The organism is Nonomuraea sp. JJY05 (genome assembly GCF_043496855.1).
Taxonomy (GTDB): domain Bacteria; phylum Actinomycetota; class Actinomycetes; order Streptosporangiales; family Streptosporangiaceae; genus Nonomuraea.
Window position 1 is genome coordinate 78,936 of the sequence record NZ_JBIEIS010000032.1, and the last position, 17,054, is coordinate 95,989.

Annotated in this window: 15 protein-coding genes; 11 read left to right on the plus strand and 4 right to left on the minus strand. The window is 70.1% G+C overall.

Annotated features, from left to right (window positions below):
• Positions 1 to 138: 138 nt before the first annotated feature.
• On the minus strand, positions 139 to 876 hold the full coding sequence (locus ACFKCF_RS40075; RefSeq protein ID WP_394500544.1) for a hypothetical protein: 738 nt from the start codon (positions 874 to 876) through the stop codon (positions 139 to 141).
• Between the two features lie 44 nt (positions 877 to 920).
• Positions 921 to 2,183 (minus strand): FAD-dependent oxidoreductase, encoded by a 1,263-nt coding sequence (locus tag ACFKCF_RS40080; protein ID WP_394500545.1) that lies wholly within the window; start codon positions 2,181 to 2,183, stop codon positions 921 to 923.
• Positions 2,184 to 2,246: 63 nt separating this feature from the next.
• On the opposite strand from ACFKCF_RS40080, the gene ACFKCF_RS40085 reads away from it, so the two are divergent.
• The 5 genes from ACFKCF_RS40085 to ACFKCF_RS40105 all read left to right on the plus strand — a co-directional run bounded on the left by ACFKCF_RS40085 (position 2,247) and on the right by ACFKCF_RS40105 (position 5,101).
• Entirely contained in the window at positions 2,247 to 2,840 is a 594-nt protein-coding gene (locus ACFKCF_RS40085; RefSeq protein ID WP_394500546.1) for a TetR/AcrR family transcriptional regulator, read from the plus strand.
• Positions 2,841 to 2,874: 34 nt separating this feature from the next.
• Positions 2,875 to 3,144 carry a sulfurtransferase TusA family protein gene (locus tag ACFKCF_RS40090; protein ID WP_394500547.1) on the plus strand — a complete coding sequence of 90 codons (270 nt, stop codon included), beginning with the start codon at positions 2,875 to 2,877 and terminating at the stop codon, positions 3,142 to 3,144.
• Positions 3,145 to 3,212: 68 nt separating this feature from the next.
• A complete protein-coding gene (locus ACFKCF_RS40095; protein ID WP_394500548.1) occupies positions 3,213 to 4,226 on the plus strand; it encodes a LacI family DNA-binding transcriptional regulator in 1,014 nt (337 codons plus the stop codon).
• Between the two features lie 271 nt (positions 4,227 to 4,497).
• Positions 4,498 to 4,848, plus strand: coding sequence for a nuclear transport factor 2 family protein (locus ACFKCF_RS40100; protein WP_394500549.1), 351 nt, complete (start codon positions 4,498 to 4,500; stop codon positions 4,846 to 4,848).
• A gap of 37 nt (positions 4,849 to 4,885) precedes the next feature.
• Entirely contained in the window at positions 4,886 to 5,101 is a 216-nt protein-coding gene (locus tag ACFKCF_RS40105) for a hypothetical protein (RefSeq protein ID WP_394500550.1), read from the plus strand.
• Positions 5,102 to 5,396: 295 nt separating this feature from the next.
• Here the strand turns inward: ACFKCF_RS40105 and ACFKCF_RS40110 are convergent, their stop codons facing one another.
• Complete coding sequence (locus ACFKCF_RS40110) at positions 5,397 to 5,996, minus strand: TetR/AcrR family transcriptional regulator (protein WP_394500551.1); 600 nt, start codon at positions 5,994 to 5,996, stop codon at positions 5,397 to 5,399.
• Positions 5,997 to 6,042: 46 nt separating this feature from the next.
• On the opposite strand from ACFKCF_RS40110, the gene ACFKCF_RS40115 reads away from it, so the two are divergent.
• Positions 6,043 to 6,981, plus strand: coding sequence for a beta-ketoacyl-ACP synthase III (locus ACFKCF_RS40115; protein ID WP_394500553.1), 939 nt, complete (start codon positions 6,043 to 6,045; stop codon positions 6,979 to 6,981).
• A 9-nt stretch (positions 6,982 to 6,990) separates the two neighbouring features.
• Here ACFKCF_RS40115 and ACFKCF_RS40120 read toward each other — a convergent pair whose 3' ends face one another.
• On the minus strand, positions 6,991 to 8,004 hold the full coding sequence (locus tag ACFKCF_RS40120; protein ID WP_185068896.1) for a LacI family DNA-binding transcriptional regulator: 1,014 nt from the start codon (positions 8,002 to 8,004) through the stop codon (positions 6,991 to 6,993).
• A 110-nt stretch (positions 8,005 to 8,114) separates the two neighbouring features.
• Between ACFKCF_RS40120 and ACFKCF_RS40125 the strand changes: the two genes are divergently transcribed.
• The 5 genes from ACFKCF_RS40125 (at position 8,115) to ACFKCF_RS40145 (ending at position 16,903) form a co-directional block, all read left to right on the plus strand.
• Entirely contained in the window at positions 8,115 to 9,392 is a 1,278-nt protein-coding gene (locus ACFKCF_RS40125; RefSeq protein ID WP_394500554.1) for an ABC transporter substrate-binding protein, read from the plus strand.
• Between the two features lie 8 nt (positions 9,393 to 9,400).
• Positions 9,401 to 10,303, plus strand: coding sequence for a sugar ABC transporter permease (locus ACFKCF_RS40130; RefSeq protein WP_350738316.1), 903 nt, complete (start codon positions 9,401 to 9,403; stop codon positions 10,301 to 10,303).
• Positions 10,300 to 11,064: a carbohydrate ABC transporter permease gene (locus ACFKCF_RS40135; RefSeq protein ID WP_394500555.1), complete on the plus strand. Its 765-nt coding sequence runs from the start codon at positions 10,300 to 10,302 to the stop codon at positions 11,062 to 11,064. The genes ACFKCF_RS40130 and ACFKCF_RS40135 overlap by 4 nt, the downstream gene beginning before the upstream one ends.
• A complete protein-coding gene (locus tag ACFKCF_RS40140; RefSeq protein ID WP_394500556.1) occupies positions 11,057 to 12,892 on the plus strand; it encodes a glycoside hydrolase family 127 protein in 1,836 nt (611 codons plus the stop codon). The genes ACFKCF_RS40135 and ACFKCF_RS40140 overlap by 8 nt, the downstream gene beginning before the upstream one ends.
• Positions 12,893 to 12,991: 99 nt before the next feature.
• Positions 12,992 to 16,903, plus strand: a complete 3,912-nt coding sequence (locus tag ACFKCF_RS40145; protein WP_394500557.1) for an Ig-like domain-containing protein — start codon at positions 12,992 to 12,994, stop codon at positions 16,901 to 16,903.
• Positions 16,904 to 17,054 lie beyond the last annotated feature (151 nt).

A 17,054-nucleotide genomic window follows, 5' to 3' on the forward strand; every position in this document is an offset into this window, starting at 1 on the left:
CCTTGGGGGAGAGGGCGGCCTGCCGTCCATGCTTCGGCTGGGGTCCTTGAGGGAGAGGGGCGGCCTGCCGTCCGTACTTCGGCTGGGGTGGGTGAGGGGAGGGGGCGGTCTGCCGGGCGTACTTCGGCGGGGGGTGGGTCAGGGGTGGAGGCGGGAGGGGAGGAGGTCGGCGGGGAGGTGGGGGACGGTGGCTTCGGTGAACTCGGGGAGTCCCACCGCCAGCCCGTCCTCCCCGACCCCCAGCCCCGCCCTGGCCAGGTGCCTGCGGATGTGCCGGGGCTCGAAGTTGTAGAAGCTGCCCGTCCCGTAGTCGATCCGTACGCTCTCCAGCGACGGCCGCGCGCTGGCCAGGCATGCCCCCATCGGCAGGCCCAGCTCGGTAGGGGAGGTCAGGGTGTGGAGGTTGCCGGCCACGACCAGCGCGGGTTCGGCGTGGGCCGCCAGCACCCGTTGCGCCATCAGGGCGTCCCGCTGCGACCAGTCGCCCGCGTGCGTCCACCCGTCGAACAGCGTGACCCGCAGCCCCGGGACGGCCCGCAGCACCGCGAGGTGCCCGGCGGTGATGCGGCCGTCGCCGAGCCACCACAGCGGATGGTCCAGCCCCGTCCCGTCGGTGAGGTAGCGGTCGAGCTGCGGCTTCAGGTCCTCGGGCCACTCCAGGGCCAGGCTGGTCAGCCCGAGCAGCCGCATGAGCCCGAGGATGACGAGCGGGTTCTCCCTGACCCCGTGCACCTCGCCGAGGAGCAGCAGCCCGCACGCGTCGATCGACCGCCTGGCCCGGTCGAGCGCCGCCGCCTCGACGGGCAGCTCGTACGCGTCCGGATCGAACTCCGCGACCGCCAGCAGGAGGCCGTCCATCGTGTCGACGCCTGGCATGCCTCCACACTCTTCGCCAGGCTCCTCCCGCGCAACAGGCCGGGTCAGGAGAACACCTTGGCCTTCAGCGCGGGGAAGCGCTGGACCAGCCGCAGGAAGGTCTTGAACCCCGTCCGGCTCACCCTGCTGCCGCCGACGAACTGCTCGGCCGCGCGCAGCGAGTCGCGGACGGCGCCGAAGCCGTACTCGCGCATCCGGGCCTCGTAGCCCGCGATGGCGTCGACGGGGTCGCCGCCGGCGGTGAAGGCGCCGGTGAGGGCGGCGCAGAGCAGGCGCGCGTCGCGCAGCGCGGTGTTCGCGCCGATGCCGCGCATCGGCGTCATGCTGTGGATGGCGTCGCCGAGCAGGGTGATGTTCGTGGCGGGCCAGGGGTCGATCGGGATCGAGGTACGGATCGGCAGGAGCGTGACCGTGTCGGGGTCGGACAGGCCGACCACGGTGCGCAGGTCGGGATGCCACGACTCGATCATCCGCGCCACGGTGGCCTTGAGCTGCTCGCCCGACATTTCGGAGATGTTGGTGGGGAAGCGGGTGCCGTCCGCGCCGAAGGCCCACAGCACGTAGCTGCTGGAGTTGTCCATCAGCGCGCCCTCCTGCTCCGTCACTCCGAACTCGCCGTGCGCCACCCCGTCGCCCAGGTCGTGCGGCGCGGTGAAGAACCCCGTGCCGCTGGGCGGGATGACGCTGTTCGGCCCGTCGAGCAGCCGCCGCGCCACGAGCTTCCTGGTCTCGGCGGTGAGCGGGAACTTGCCGGCCACCGTCGTGATCCCCGTGTCCACCCGCTCGGCGTGCGGCAGGTACTGCCTGCGCACCCGCGAGTTCCCCCCGTCGGCGGCGACCACGATGTCCGCGGTCGCGCTCGTGCCGTCCGCGAAGAACAGCTCGACCCGCCCGTCGGGCAGCCGTTCGTACCTCTCGTACGTCTTCCCGAACCGTACGACGTCGTCGAGCCCCGACAGCAGCACCTGCCTGAGCGTGATGCGGCTGACCGAGTGGTGGTCGTCGGCCGGGTCGGTCACCTCCTGAGCCTCGATCAGCGCGAGCCGCTTCAGCCGCTCGGTGAGGAAGCCGAAGTCCTGGCCGCCCCGCCCGGTCGTGTCGAGGAACGCCTGCCAGAGGTGGGCGGGCAGGCAGTCGTGCAGGGCGCGGGCGCCGTTCGGGTCGATGTGCACGCGGTAGCCCTGCAGCCGGTCGGCCGGGGTCCTGTCCCGCTCGTAGACGGTCACGTCGAGCCCTGCCTTGCGCAGCCCCTGGGCCAGGCAGAGCCCGCCGATGCCGCCGCCGATGATCGCGATGTTCCGTGTCATGGCTCGACTATCAACCATTCGGATGATTCTGTCAACCATCCGGATGGATGATAGAGTCAGATCATGAGACGAGCACCCGAGGAGAAGCAGCGCGACCCCGAGCGCACGAAGGCCCGCATCCTGCAGGCGGCGCTGGAGGAGTTCGCGGCCAAGGGGTTCGCGGGGGCGCGGGTCAGCGAGATCGCCACCAGGGCCGGGGTCAACAAGCAGCTGATCTCTTACTATTTCGGTGGAAAAGAGGGCCTCTACCAGGCCCTGACCGCGCGCTGGCACGCCGAGGAGAGCGGGTTCGCCGACCGGTCGGCCTCGCTCGGCGCGCTCGCCGCCGAATACGTGCGGGCCAACGCCGCCCGCCGCGACTACGGCCGGCTGATGCTCTGGCGGAGCCTCACCGACGACGGGCCGCCCGACCCTTCCTTCGTCGAGGACGTACGCCGGGATCTTGAGCTCCTGCGCGAGCGCCAGCGGGACGGGGAGTTCCCGGCGGACCTCGACCCGGCGGCGATGCTGGTGGCGCTGTTCTCGATGGCGGCGGCCGGGATCGCGTTCCCGCAGCTCGTCCAGGCGGTCTGGGGCCGGGATCCGGCGTCCGCGGAGTTCGCCGAGCACTATGCGGGGGAGGTCGAGAAGCTCCTGGGCCACCTGCGGGGTTCGTGACGGTCCGGGGTCAGGCGGTGGTTTCCTTGTACTTATGCCTGATCTCGTGGTGGACGGCAGCGGCAAGCTCTGCGTGCAGCTGCTCATCGAACTGCGCGGTCACGTGCGCCAGGCCGGTCCCGGAGCGGTGATCCATCTCATCGCCACCGATCCCGCCGCGCCCGTCGACCTGCCCGCCTGGTGTCATCTGACCGGGCACGCGTACCTGGGGCCGGTGCCGGGGGCGGAGCGGCCCACGTACGCGCTGCGCGTGGCCGGGGTCGCCAAGGAGACCGAGGACGCCAAACCCTGGCACGTGGCTTAAGCGGTTAATTCCCTTACCGAATGGGGTGGCCTAGAGTATGAGGGTTATCCGGTTCAGAGAGGGAGCCCGTGAAGCGACCCACGATCGCCGACATCGCCAGCCGGGCGGGAGTGTCCAAAGTGGCGGTCTCCTACGCGCTCAACGGGCAACCGGGCGTATCGGACGCGACGCGGGCCAGGATCGTCGCCATCGCCGAGGAGATCGGCTGGCGGCCCAACAGCGCGGCGCGAGCGCTCAACGGCGCCAGGGCCAACTGCGTGGGCCTCGCGCTCTGCCGCCCCGCCCGCATCCTGGGCGTGGAGCCGTTCTTCATGGAGCTGATCAGCGGCATCGAGGGCGTGCTCGCCGACCGCTCGTACGCGCTGCTGCTCCAGGTCGTCACGAGCCATGAGCAGGAGAGCGAGGTCTACCGGCGCTGGTGGGGCGAGAGCCGCATCGACGGCGTGTTCCTGGTGGACCTGCACTATTCGGACTCCAGAGTGGTCGAGCTGGAGCGGCTGGGCATGCCGGTCGTCGTCATCGGACATCCCACCGAGTCGGGCTCGCTGTCGGCGGTCTGGTCCGACGACGGCGAGGCCGTGCGCGAGACCGTCGGCTACCTGGTGGCGCTGGGCCACCGCCGCGTCGCGCGGGTGGCGGGGCTGCCGGAGCTGGTCCACACGACCGTCCGCGACCAGGCGTTCGAGCAGGCGTGCGAGGGCGTGGCCGAGCACGTCACCGTGCACACCGACTACACCGGCGAGGAGGGCGCCAGGGCCACCCGGCGGCTGCTCAGCTCGCCCAACCGGCCCACGGCGATCATCTACGACAACGACATCATGGCCGTGGCGGGCATGTCCGTGGCCCAGGAGATGCGGGTCGAGGTGCCGCGCGACCTGTCCATCGTGGCCTGGGACGACTCGCCGCTGTCCCAGGTCGTCCGGCCGCCGCTGACCGCGCTCACCCGCGACATCCCCGCCTACGGGGCGCACGCCGCCCAGCGGCTGCTCGCGCTGATCGCGGGCGAGAGCGTGCCCCCGTACGAGGACCGGGCGGCCGTGCTCACGCCGCGTGGCAGCACCGGCCCCGCTCACTCCATGTAGCGGCCTCGGCGCGTGCCGCGGGTGGGGGGGCGGCGGCTGGCAGACCGCACGTCCCGACCCGCGGCACGTGCCGTCCCCTCCTTCGCGGCACGTCCCGGAGCCGTCATCACTCCCCCCCCGGCTCCAACTCTGACGGAGTACGCAGGAGGGCGCCTGAGTACCCCTTTACCTGAACGAGATGAGACCGTGACCAGGCGTGGTCCCCATGATCGGCGCTTAACGGCTGGTCGGGTGGGTAGGCGGGCGATATGACCCGCTGAGGGGGGTAGCAATGGTCGAGCCGGGCCCATGGATCGAGGGGTACGTACGCGCCTGGAACTCCAACGATCCCGACGACATCGCCGCGCTGTTCACCGAGGACGCCGTCTACTACACCGAGCCGTACAGCTCTCCGTGGCAGGGGCGGGACGACATCGTCTCGCAGTGGCTCGGGCGGCAGGACAAGCCTGGTGAGGCCGAGTTCGAGTGGCATCCGGTGAACGTGGCCGACGACGTCAGCGTTATCCAGGGGGTCACGACATATCCCGACAAAACGTACAGTAATCTGTGGGTGATCAGGTTTGTGCCCGACGGCCGGTGTCGTGAATTCACCGAATGGTGGATGCGGCATGATGCCAAATGATGCAATGGGCCGAGCCGTCTTCATCCGAGGAGATCCGTTGAGAGACAACCTCGACCTCGCCGCGAGCGCCCAGGAACTGGCGGACGCCGCCCCGACGGGATCGATCGACCACGCCGCAGCCTCGTCCGTGGCCATCACGCTCGCCACCACTCGCGACATCTCAGATGCCAGGAAGACGCTGGACGGGGTCTCCCCGGAAGAGGTCCGGGAGGCGGCCCTGGCCCTCTTCGAGCAACTGTCGACCGGCACCTGACGGCTGGAACCCGGGCTCGGGCGCCGCATCCGCCGCGCCCGAGCTTTCGCATGCCCGCGCCCGGGGAGGCGAGCAGGGCGACACCGCCCGAGTGGGCTCACGGTGTGAAGGTCGGCCGCCGGAGCACCCCGGGAGCGCCCTCTGCTGTGAGGGCTGGGAGGTGAGTCCGCACTGAGCGGCTCGCCGGACGAGTAGCGGGGCCGAGCCGGGTGGCGGGTCCGGGCTGGGTGGCGGGTCCGGGCTGGGCGGCGGGGTGCGGGCTGGGGTGAGAGCGACGTCCGGGTGGCTGCCGGGGTCAGGGGGTGAGGCGGGTGCGGATCGCGTGGCGGGCCCGGGATGGGGCGGCTGGGTCGTGGTGGAGCTGGAGGGCGTGGTTCAGGGCCATGACCGCGCCGAGCAGCTCGAACGCGAGCTGATCCGGATCCGTCCCCGCCGGCAGCTCGCCCGCGTCGACCGCGCGCCCGGCCTCCTTGCGCAGCCGTCCCCGCCAGGCGTCGAACCTGGTCTCGACCGCGTCCCGAACCGGCCCAGGCCGGCCGTCGAACTCGTGGGCCGCGGCCACGAAGAAGCACCCGCCGGGAAAGACCCCGCGCTCCAGGTACGAGATCCACGCCTCGCACAGCACCCGCAGGCGGGTCAGTCCGGGTGCGGCGGGCCGGGCGGGCTCCCAGACCTCGGCGCGGAAGATCTCCCCGGCCCGGTCGAGGACGGCCAGCTGCAGCGTCTCCTTGGAACCGAAGTGCCCGAGCACGCCTGACTTGCTCATGCCCAGCTCGCCGGCGAGGCGGCCGATGGTCAGCCCTTCGAGCCCCTCCGCGGAGGCGATGGCGACCGAGCGCTCCAGGATGGCCGCGCGGGTGCCGAGGGCTTCGGCGACGGATCTGCGGGGACTCATGCGGGCAGTTTAGCGTCCGAACGTTCGCTTGCTATAGTCCCGCCTCATGACGGGATCACGACTTGTCGCCACAGGTCACTATCAACCAGCAAAAATCCTGACAAATGATGAGCTGGCGGCCATGGTGGACACCAGCGACGAGTGGATAACCAAGCGGGTCGGCATCCGTACCCGGCACGTCGCCGGACCCGACGAGACCGTGACCGACCTCGCCCGGCACGCCGCCGCGAAGGCCCTGGCCGCGAGCGGCCTGGGCGCCGCCGACATCGACCTGCTCCTGATCGCCACCTGCACCCAGACCGAGCGCGCCCCGAACATCGCCTCCCGCGTCGCCGCCGGGCTCGGCGTGCCCAGCGCGGGGCTGATGGACGTCGGCGTGTCGTGCTCCGGATTCACCCACGCCCTGGCCGTGGCCGACCACGCCATCCGAGCCGGCGCGGCCACGAACGCCCTGGTCGTGGGGGTGGACAAGATGACGGCCGTCACCGACTGGACCGACCGGACCACGTGCGTGCTGACCGGCGACGGGGCGGGGGCGGCCGTGATCAGCGCGGCCCCGGAGGCGGAGATCGGCCCGGTGGTGTGGGGCTCCGCGCCGGAGCTGGGCACCGCCGTACGCATCGAGGGCACCCCGACCCGCTTCTCCCAGGACGGCCAGACCGTCTACCGCTGGGCCACCACCCAGCTCCCCGACCTCGCCAGGAAGGCGTGCGAGCGCGGCGGCGTGCGGCCGGAGGACCTGGCGGCGGTGGTCTTCCACCAGGCGAACCTGCGCATCATCGAGCCCCTCGCGGCCAAGCTCGGCGCCGTCAATGCGATCGTGGCGCGCGACGTGGTGGACTCGGGGAACACCTCGGCCGCGAGCGTGCCGCTGGCGCTGTCCAAGCTGCTGGAGCGGGGCGAGGTCCGGCGCGGGGCGCCGATGCTGCTGTTCGGCTTCGGGGGCAACCTGTCGTACGCGGGCATGATCGTCCGCTGCCCCTGACGGGCCGCCTCAGGAGAGGCCCGGCGGGGAGGTGGAGTCGCGGATCACGAGCTGGCAGGGCATCTTGTGCACCCCGGGCGTCGCCTTCCCGTCGATGGCGGCGAACAGGTGCTGCGCCGCGGTGCGCCCCAGCTGCTCCAGGTTCATGTCCACGGTGGTCAGGGCGGGCCGGGTCTCCGTGGAGAGCACCTCCCAGTTGTCGTAGCCGACCACCGCGATGTCCTCCGGCACCCGCCGCCCGCGTTCCCTGGCCGTCTCCACGAACCCGGCCGCGATCTGGTCGCTGCCGCAGAACACCGCGTCGACCTCCGGCTCGGCCATCAGCAGCATCTCGGCCGCGTGCCGCCCCCATCGCTGCGACCACGGTCCCGACAGCGTCTGCCCCGCCTGCGGCAGCCCCGCCTCCGCGAGTGCCTGGCGCAGGCCCTCCTCGCGGTCGCGTGACGCCTTGTAGTGCGTGGGCCCCGTGATGTGCGCGATCCTGCGCCGGCCCATCGCCAGCAGGTGGTTGACGGCCATGGCGGCCGCGCCCACGTCGTCCGGGACGAAGGACACGTCCGACGGGTCCTCCGAGGGGCCGTAGGCGTAGACGACCGGCACCGGCAGGTCCTTGCTCACCGACGGCCGCGGGCTCGTGCTCTCGCCCACCACGATCAGCCCGTCCACCCGGCGCGACAGCAGCGCCCGTACGTGGTGCTGCTCCCTGATCGCGTCGCCGCGCGCGTCGCAGAGCAGCACGGCCATCTCGCCGGCCCCGAACGCGTCCTCCGCCCCGAGGAGCACGGGGATGCCGAACCGGCCGACGCTGTCGGAGGTCAGCAGGCCGACCGTGCGCGTCTGCCCTGAGATCAGCCCCCTGGCCAGGGCGTTCGGCTGGAAGGAGAGCTCCGCCGCGGCGGCGAGCACCCGCTCGCGCGTCGCGGCCCGCACGTCCTGGCGCCCGTTGAGTGCTTTGGACGCCGTGGCGATCGAGACCCCCGCCAGCGAGGCCACATCGGAGATGGTCGCCCGCTTACTCGCCATGTTTCGAAACCCTTTTCGTCACCTGTGAACTGCATAGAACCCTAGCACCCATTGACATGGACTCTTGTTTCTTCTACGTTTCCGAAAACCTTTAAGTCCAGGAGCACATCATGAGACGAAGGCTGGCCGGGATCTCCCTCCTCGGTGTGTTAGCGCTCACAGCGGCGGCCTGCGGCAGCGGCGGCGGTGGTGGTGGGGGCGGCACGCCGTCGGCGGAGAGTCCCGTGACGATCACCATGTGGACCCGTGCGGCCACCCAGACGCAGAGCGAGCGGCTGGTCAAGGCCTACAACAGCAGTCACAAGAACATTCAGGTCAAGCTCACCGTCATCCCGACCGACAACTACCAGCCGCGCATCGCCGCGGCGGCCGGTGCCAAGCAGCTCCCCGACGTGTTCGCGGCCGACGTCATCTTCGTCCCGAACTACACCTCCCAGGGTCTGTTCATGGACATCACGGACAGGGTCGCGAAGCTGCCGTTCAAGGACGGCCTGGCTCCGTCGCACATGAAGCTCGGCACGCTCGACGGGAAGATGTACACGCTCCCGCACACGCTCGACCTGTCGGTCTGGTTCTGGAACAAGGACCTCTACCAGAAGGCCGGGCTCGACCCGGAGCAGGGACCGAAGTCGCTGAAGGAGTTCGCCCAGCAGGCGACCACGATCCAGGAGAAGCTCGGCAAGGACGGCAAGGTCCACGGCACCTTCTTCGGCGGCAACTGCGGCGGCTGCTACGTCTTCACATTCTGGCCCTCCGTGTGGGCCGCCGGCGGCCAGGTGATGAACGCCGAGGGCACCCAGTCGCTCAACGACCAGGCCGCGATGACCGACGTGTTCAAGATCTGGCGCGACCTGTACGACAAGAAGGTCACCGGGCCGACCGCCAAGGAGGAGCAGGGCCCGACCTGGACCGGTTTCTTCCCCAAGGGCGAGATCGGCGTCATGCCGATGCCCTCCACCACGCTCGGCCTCATGCCCAAGGACATGAAGATCGGCGTCGCCCCGATCTCCGGCCCCGACGGCGGCGAGTCCACGTTCGTGGGCGGCGACTCCGTCGGCATCTCCGCCACGTCCAAGAACCCGGACGCGGCCTGGGACTTCCTGTCCTGGACGGTCGGCGACGAGGCCCAGGTCGAGGTCATGGCCAAGAACAAGGACGTGCTCGCGCGCACCGACCTGGCCGGCAACAAGTACTCCGCGGAGGACCCGCGCGTGGTGATGATCAACTCGCTGGTGGCCAAGGGCCAGACGCCGTACGCGCTGCGCTTCGGCCAGACCTTCAACGACCCGCAGGGTCCCTGGCTGCGCTTCGCGCGCGAGGCCGTGTTCGGCGACGCCTCGAAGCTCCCGCAGCTCAACGCCGAGATCACGAAGTCACTTCAACAATGACTCTGACGATGAACCGAACCGGGCGGCGGGCGGCGCACTCCGCGCCTTCCGCCCGGTGGCGGAGCAGGAAGGTACAGGGCTGGCTGTACACGGCTCCGACGGCCGTCATCGTGGGCGTGCTCTTCATCGCGCCCCTCGTGCTGGTCGTCTGGATGTCGCTGAACCGCTGGCCCCTGCTCGGCCAGGCCACGTTCAACGCCCCCGACAACTACCTCAAGATCGGCGACAACCCGCTCTTCATCGACGCGATCCTCTTCACGCTCAAGTACACGGCCATCACGACCGTCCTGCTGTCGGCCGTGGCGCTCGGGCTCGCCATGCTGGTGCAGGACCGCAAGCCGGGCATCGGCTTCTTCAGGACCGCGTTCTTCCTGCCCGGCGCCGTGGGCTTCGCCGCCGCCGGTCTGCTGTTCTACGGGATGCTGAACAACGACTTCGGCCCCATCGACCCCTTGCTCCAGGCACTGCACATCACCAGCGAGCCGGTCAAGTGGATCGGCACGCCGAACATGGCGCTGTTCTCCACGATCACGCTGGTGCTGTGGCGCTTCGCCGGGTTCAACATGCTCATCCTGCTGACCGGCCTGCAGGCCATCCCCACCGAGGTGTACGAGGCCGCGAGGAGCGACGGCGCGAACCGCTGGCAGATCTTCACCAAGATCACGCTCCCGCTGCTGCGCCCGACGCTGGCGCTGATGCTGATCCTCAGCGTCACCGGCTCGCTGCTGGCCTTCGACCAGTTCTTCGTCTTCACCAACGGCGGCCCCGACAACAGCACGGTCTCGATGGTCATGGTCGTCTACCGCGACGCGTTCTTCCGCTTCGACCTCGGCGGCGCGGCGGCGCTCTCGGTCGTCCTGCTGGTCGCCCTCGTCGGGCTCAACACGCTGATGATGCGGAGGCTGCGATGAGCCGTTACCTCACGCTGTCCGCCCTGGCGGTGCTGTTCCTGTTCCCCCTGGTGTGGAGCGGCTACGCCTCGTTCGAGGAGCCGTCCAACTACCTGGAGATGGCCCGCTTCGGCGAGGGGCTCGGCACGTACGCGACCAACAGCGTGCTGGTGTCGGTGATGACGGTGGCGGGCACGCTGGTCGTCTCCGCGCTCGGCGGCTACGGCTTCGCCCGCTTCGACTTCCCGGGCAAGAACCTGCTGTTCCTGGCGACGCTGGCGATCCTCATGGTGCCGTACGCGACGATCCTGATCCCGCTCTACGTGCTGCTCGGCTACCTCGGCCTGCAGAACTCCCTGGTCGGGCTCTCGCTGGTGTTCGTCATGTTCCAGCTGCCGTTCGCGCTGTTCATGATGCGCAACGCGTTCGAGGCGCTGCCGCGCGAGCTGGAGGAGGCCGCGCTGGTGGACGGCTGCGGCACGTTCAGGGCGTTCGCCAGGATCCTGCTGCAGGCCGTGCGGCCCGCGCTGATCACGGTGGGCCTGTTCGCCTTCCTGGCGTCGTGGAACGACTTCTTCGCGCCGCTCATCCTGCTCAACGACGGCGCGTCGTTCACCCTGCCGGTGGCCGTGGTCAGCATGACGCAGCAGACGTTCGGCGCCATCGACTACGGCATGCTCCAGGCCGGCGTCATGGTCATGGCCTTCCCCTGTCTCATCCTCTTCATCGTGCTGCAGCGCCACTACGTGCGCGGATTCATGTCAGGAGCTCTGCGTGGCTAACCCTGTCCTGCCCTCATCGGGCGCCCTGTCCCCCCTCGGCCTCGACGCGGTACGGCTGCTCCCCGGCTTCTGGGGCGACCGCGCCGCGCTCAACCGCGAGGTCACGATCGCCCACTGCCAGGAATGGGAAGAGCGGGAAGGCTGGATCGGCAACTTCCGGGGCGAGCGGCCCCGCCGGGGGCGGGAGTTCAGCGACTCCGAGATCTACAAGCTGCTGGAGGCCATGGCCTGGGCCGACCACCCGGCGCTGCCCGCGCTGGCCGAGACCGTGGCCCAGGCCCAGGAGGGCGACGGCTACATCAACACCCGCTGGTCCGGCAGCCGCTACACCGACTTCGAGTGGGGCCACGAGCTCTACTGCTACGGGCACCTGATCCAGGCCGGGGTCGCCCGGCTGCGCATGCACGGCGAGGACCAGCTCACCCGGGTCGCGGTCAAGGCCGCCGACCACGTGTGCCGCCGCTTCATGGAGGGCACCCGGACCTGCGGCCACCCCGTGATCGAGATGGCCCTCGTCGAGCTCTACCGCGCGACCGGCACCGAGCGCTACCTGGAGATGGCCCGCCGCTTCGTCGAGCGCCGCGGCCTGCCCGCGCTCGCCGACATCCCCTTCGGCCGGATCTACTACCAGGACGACATTCCGGTCAGGCACGCGCAGGTGTTCCGCGGGCACGCGGTGCGCGCGCTCTATCTCGCCTCCGGCGTGGTGGACGTGGCGATCGAGACCGGCGACCAGGAACTGCTGAAGGCGATCGAGTCCCAGTGGGAGCGCACGGTGGCCCGGCGTACCCACCTGACCGGCGGCATGGGCTCGAGGCATGCCGACGAGTCGTACGGCGAGGACTACGAGCTGCCGCCGGACCGGGCCTACAACGAGACCTGCGCGAGCATCGCCTCCGTCATGCTGGCGCACCGGCTGCTGCTGGCCACCGGCGACGTCCGCTACGCCGACCTCGCCGAGCGCACCCTGTACAACATGCTCGCCACGGGGGTGGCGCTGGACGGCAAGTCGTTCTTCTACGCCAACCCGCTGCAGGTGCGGGTGCCGGCGGTGCCGCTGGAGGGGGTCAACCACGCCGCGGAGGGTGGGCTGCGCTCGCCCTGGTTCGACGTGTCCTGCTGCCCCAACAACATCGCCCGCACGATGGCCTCGCTGGCCGCGTACGTGGCCACGACCACCGCGGACGGGATCCAGATCCACCACCACACGCCGTCGGAGATCCGGCACAACGGGCTGGCGGTACGGGTGGAGACCGGCTACCCGTGGACCGGCTCGGTGAGCGTGCGCGTGCTGGAGGGCGGCGAGGGCCGGATCGGGCTGCGCGTCCCCGCCTGGGCCACGGACGCCACGCTCGCCCACGTCCCGGCGTCCTCGCCGGAGGCGCCGCTGGCGGAGGGCCCGGTGGTGCGCCCGGTCGATCCCGGTTACGCCTACGTCGAGGGGCCGTGGCGGGCCGGTGACGAGATCCGGCTGGAGCTGCCGATGGCGCCCAGGTGGACGTTGCCGGACCGGCGGATCGACGCGCTGCGGGGGAGCGCGGCGGTGGAGCGGGGGCCGCTCGTCTACTGCGCCGAGTCGGTGGCCGACGAGCCGCCGCTGGGCGACCTGACCGCGCGGGTCCAGCCGCCCGTGGAGCACCACGAGGCGGACGGCGTGGTGGAGCTGGAGGTGGAGGCGTCGCTGGGCGCCGGCGACGGCAACGGCTGGCCGTACGCGCCCGCCTCCGACGGGCAGGCGGGCGGCGCCGACGTCAAGCTCCGGCTCGTGCCCTATCACCGGTGGGGCAACCGCGGCCCCGCGACCATGCGTGTCTGGCTACCGATCTAGGAGAGGCAAGTGCGTAAACCGTTGGTGTGCTTAGCTGTGTTAGCGCTCACAGCTACGCTTGCCGCGTCACCTTCGTACGCCGCCCAGGACGACCTGGGGATGCCGGTGTTCACGGGCGCGGACCCGGTGCCCGCCGAACCGGTGGCGTACCACCCCCGCAAGATGATGGAGGAGATCTACAAGAAGGAGAAGGGCGGCGACTCATACTGGATCGACCGCATGCTGGCCCGCCCCGGTGACGATCCGGCGGGCCCGTGGTTGATGACGCGCGGGCGGGCGCTGTTCATGAAGGAGCACGATCCCTCGGTCATCGGCTTCGGCGGGTTCGTGGCGTACTGGGAGAGCATCGACAACCGCGGCGCGTACGAGGTCTCCCTGGGCGCCCAGCTCGCCGAGGACGTCTCCAAGCGCCTGCAGATGCCCAGCCACTGGACGGGGCAGTACACCGGCGACGGCCTGTCGGTCGGGGTGAAGAAGTTCATCACCCACGAGAACGTGGCCGTGACGACGCTGGAGATCACCAACACCGGGTCCGCGGCGCGCTCCGTGCCGATCACCGTGACCTCGCCCTACACCAGGACGCCCGACGGCGACCGTGAGCTGACCGGGACCGTCTGGGCCAAGAACAAGCTGACCACGATCTTCCCCCGGCTCAGCGGGGACGGGCTGAAGGTCTCCGACGGCACGCTCAAGGGCTCGCTGACGGTCGAGCCGGGCAGGACCGTGCGGACCAAGGTGCAGATGGGCTTCGTCACCGACGAGCTGCCCGGGTCGCGGGCCGAGTACGACGGCTACAAGGGGCGCTCGCCCGAGAAGGCGCTGCGCCGCCAACTCCAGGACTACAACGCCTGGTGGGCCGAGAACCTGCCCTACATCGACGTGCCCGACGAGAACATCAAGAAGTTCGTGTACTACCGCTGGTGGCTCATGCGCTTCAACTTCCTCGACGCCGACATCCCCGGGAACGACTTCCAGTTCCCCACGTCGGTCGAGGGGGCGCTGGGCTACAACAACGCGATCGTGCTGACCGTGCCGATGTTCGTGCAGGACCTGAAGTACCTGCGGGACCCGATCTACTCGTACGGGCCCTGGGTGTCGGCGGGCGAGGTCTCGCGCAACTCGAAGTACTCGGACAACCCGGGCGACCCCGAGAACTGGTCGAACAGCTACACGCAGTACATCTCGGCCTCGGCCCTGGAGAGCTACCAGATCCACGGCGGCCAGCCGTCGATCCTGCGCAACCTGGCCCGCTACGCCGAGAAGGACGTGTACGGGCAGCTCAACGCCTATGACTCCAACAAGAACGGGGTCATCGAGTACGACCGGGAGTACATGACCGGCAACGACGCCGACGCGGTGTCGTTCCACTACTACGGGCGGGCGAACGAGCGGCTCGAAGGCGCGTACGTGTACGCCAACGCGATGGCGGCGGCGCAGGCGTACGAGCTGACGGGGAACGCAGCCAAGGCGGCCGAGATGCGCGGCGTGGCCGACAAGGTCAGGAACGGCATCCTCACGTTGCTCTGGGACGAGCAGAACAAGCTGTTCAAGCACCGCGACCTCCAGACGGGCAACCTGATCCCGTGGAAGGAGTCCAACAACTACATCCCGTACGCCACCGGGCTCGTGCCGACGGACGACCCGAAGTACCGGGAGGCGCTGCGCCTGTGGACCGACCCCGCGGAATATCCGATCTTCCCGGCGTACACCGCCAACCAGAAGGACAAGGCGGAGGCCGCGGCGGCGGGCAACCCCGGCTCCAACAACTTCTCGCAGATCAACTCCACCCGGAACTTCGCGCTGTTCTCCAAGGCGCTGCGGCAGTACACCTCGCCGTACATCACCGCCGACCAGTACAAGCAGCTTCTGTACTGGAACGCCTGGTCGCAGTACGTCGGCGGCGACACCCGCTACCCCGACGCCAACGAGTTCTGGGCCGACTGGAACCAGAGCACCAAGACCATCGGCTACCGCTCCTGGATCCACCACACGATCCTGGGCAGCAGCAACTGGACCGTCATCGAGGACGTCATGGGCCTGCGCCCGCGTTCGGACGGCAAGGTCGAGCTCTGGCCGGTGGACATCGGCTGGGACCACTTCAGCGTCAACGGCATCAACTACCGGGGCAGTGACCTGACCATCGTCTGGGACAAGCCGGGCGACGGCACCAAGCACTACGCCGGGGTGCCCGAGGGCTACTCGATCCTGATCGACGGCAAGCGCAAGGTCACCCTGTCGGGGCTGGCGCACGCCGTCTGGGACCCGGCCACGGGCAAGGTCGAGGGCGGTCAGGTGGTCCACGCCGAGAAGGCCGCCTCGATGAAGACCCCCGCCCAGGTCGCGCTGAAGGGCGACCGCGTCGAGGACCTGTTCCAGAAGGCCGGCGTGGACCTGCGCTCCACCCGCCCGAACCTGGTCAAGTCCGCCACCGCCTCCCACGGCGACCCGGCCGGCGCGGTGGACGGCTTCACGATCAACGAGCCGTACTGGGGCAGCAAGGGCTCCGGCAACGCTCAGGACTGGCTGGCGGCGGACCTCGGCTCGGCCCAGAAGGTCGACCAGGTCAAGCTGTACTTCTACAACGACCGCAAGGCGGGCGGCTACCGCGAACCCGCCTTCTACACGGTGCAGTACCAGGACGGCGGCACCTGGAAGGACGTGCCGAGCCTGGCCAGGAAGCCGGTCCAGCCGCGGGCGAACCTCAATGTGGTCCGCTTCCCGGCCGTCACGACGCAGAAGCTGCGGGTGCTGGTCACGCACCAGCCCGGCTACGCGACGGGCCTGAAGGAGGCGCAGGCGTACCTGACGGGCGACGGCGGCGGCTCGGTCACCAACAAGGCGCCGTCCGTGGTGGTCGTGCCCGACCCCACGTTCACCCGCCCGGGCCAGGCCAGGCTCGACGCGGTGGTCAAGGACGACGGGTTGCCGTCGGGCAAGCTCACGACCCAGTGGGTCAAGGTCGACGGGCCCGGTGAGGCGTTCTTCACCAACCCGACGGGCACCGACACGGTGGTCTCGTTCTCCGAGGCGGGCGCGTACCGGCTGAAGCTCACGGCCACGGACGGCGAGAAGAGCACCTCCACGACCGTGACCGTCACCGCGACGCCCCAGGCCACGCAGGTGAACGTGGCGCCCAAGGCCACGCCCACCGCCTCCTACACCTCGCCGTGGGAGAAGGTCACCGCGATCAACGACGGCATCGACCCGCCGCGCTCCAACGACGGCGCCAACCCGCGCTGGGGCACCTGGCCGCAGCAGGGCACGCAGTGGGTGCAGCTCGACTGGCCGTCGGCGGTGCGGGTCAACAAGAGCGACGTGTACTTCTTCGACGACGGCGGCGGCGTGCGCGTCCCCGCCTCGTGGAAGATCCAGTACTGGGACGGCGACTCGTTCGAGGACGTCACCGGTGCCGCCTCCTACCCGAATGCGGCCGACGCCTACAACACGGTCGCGTTCGACACCGTGACGACCTCGAAGCTGCGCGTCCAGCTCGAGGCCGGCGGGGCGTCGCTCGGCCTGCTGGAGGTCAAGGTGTACGAGGTCCCGCCGGACTCCGTGCGCCCCGTGCACGTCCCCACCCTGGCCGGCACGCTGCCGAAGCTGCCCGCCACCGTGGAGACCCTCTACGCGGACGGCACCCGCAGCTCGGCCGCCGTCACCTGGCAGCAGGTGACGCCCGACCAGGTCAAGACCGGCGGCACCAGCTTCACGGTCGTCGGCCTGGCCGAGGGCGTGCGCCAGCCCGCCCAGGCCACCGTGTACGTCCGCACGACCTCGGCGGTGACGATCACCTCGATCGCCGAGGAGGCCGTCGCCACCCGGGCCGGGGTCGCTCCCTCGCTGCCCAGGACCGTCGTGGCGACGTACAACGACGGGTCGAAGGACAGTTCGGTCGAGGTCACCTGGGAGGCGATCAGCCCTGACAAGTACGCCCAGCCGGGCACGTTCACGGTGAACGGTCAGGTGGCGGGCACGACCGTCGCCGCCAAGGCCACGGTCACCGTCGGATAGCACCGATGCTCCCTGCCCTGGCTCAGCGGTCATCGCGGGCCAGGGCAGGGCCCCGCGGATAACGTCCCGGAAACGGCGGACGGATTCATCCCGATTAAGGGGTCATAATCCTCTTCTACGGGAGGCGTGCCGGGGATCGGAGAGGCGGAGC

Bases quoted from the DNA above. Each gene is read 5' to 3' on its own strand.
- ACFKCF_RS40110 (WP_394500551.1), bottom strand. From the start codon at position 5,996: ATGAGTCCCCGCAGATCCGTCGCCGAAGCCCTCGGCACCCGCGCGGCC.
- ACFKCF_RS40130 (WP_350738316.1), top strand. From the start codon at position 9,401: ATGAACCGAACCGGGCGGCGGGCGGCGCACTCCGCGCCTTCCGCCCGG.
- ACFKCF_RS40100 (WP_394500549.1), top strand. From the start codon at position 4,498: ATGGTCGAGCCGGGCCCATGGATCGAGGGGTACGTACGCGCCTGGAAC.
- ACFKCF_RS40115 (WP_394500553.1), top strand. From the start codon at position 6,043: ATGACGGGATCACGACTTGTCGCCACAGGTCACTATCAACCAGCAAAA.
- ACFKCF_RS40090 (WP_394500547.1), top strand. From the start codon at position 2,875: ATGCCTGATCTCGTGGTGGACGGCAGCGGCAAGCTCTGCGTGCAGCTG.
- ACFKCF_RS40125 (WP_394500554.1), top strand. From the start codon at position 8,115: ATGAGACGAAGGCTGGCCGGGATCTCCCTCCTCGGTGTGTTAGCGCTC.
- ACFKCF_RS40075 (WP_394500544.1), bottom strand. From the start codon at position 876: ATGCCAGGCGTCGACACGATGGACGGCCTCCTGCTGGCGGTCGCGGAG.
- ACFKCF_RS40135 (WP_394500555.1), top strand. From the start codon at position 10,300: ATGAGCCGTTACCTCACGCTGTCCGCCCTGGCGGTGCTGTTCCTGTTC.
- ACFKCF_RS40120 (WP_185068896.1), bottom strand. From the start codon at position 8,004: ATGGCGAGTAAGCGGGCGACCATCTCCGATGTGGCCTCGCTGGCGGGG.
- ACFKCF_RS40085 (WP_394500546.1), top strand. From the start codon at position 2,247: ATGAGACGAGCACCCGAGGAGAAGCAGCGCGACCCCGAGCGCACGAAG.
- ACFKCF_RS40080 (WP_394500545.1), bottom strand. From the start codon at position 2,183: ATGACACGGAACATCGCGATCATCGGCGGCGGCATCGGCGGGCTCTGC.
- ACFKCF_RS40145 (WP_394500557.1), top strand. From the start codon at position 12,992: ATGCCGGTGTTCACGGGCGCGGACCCGGTGCCCGCCGAACCGGTGGCG.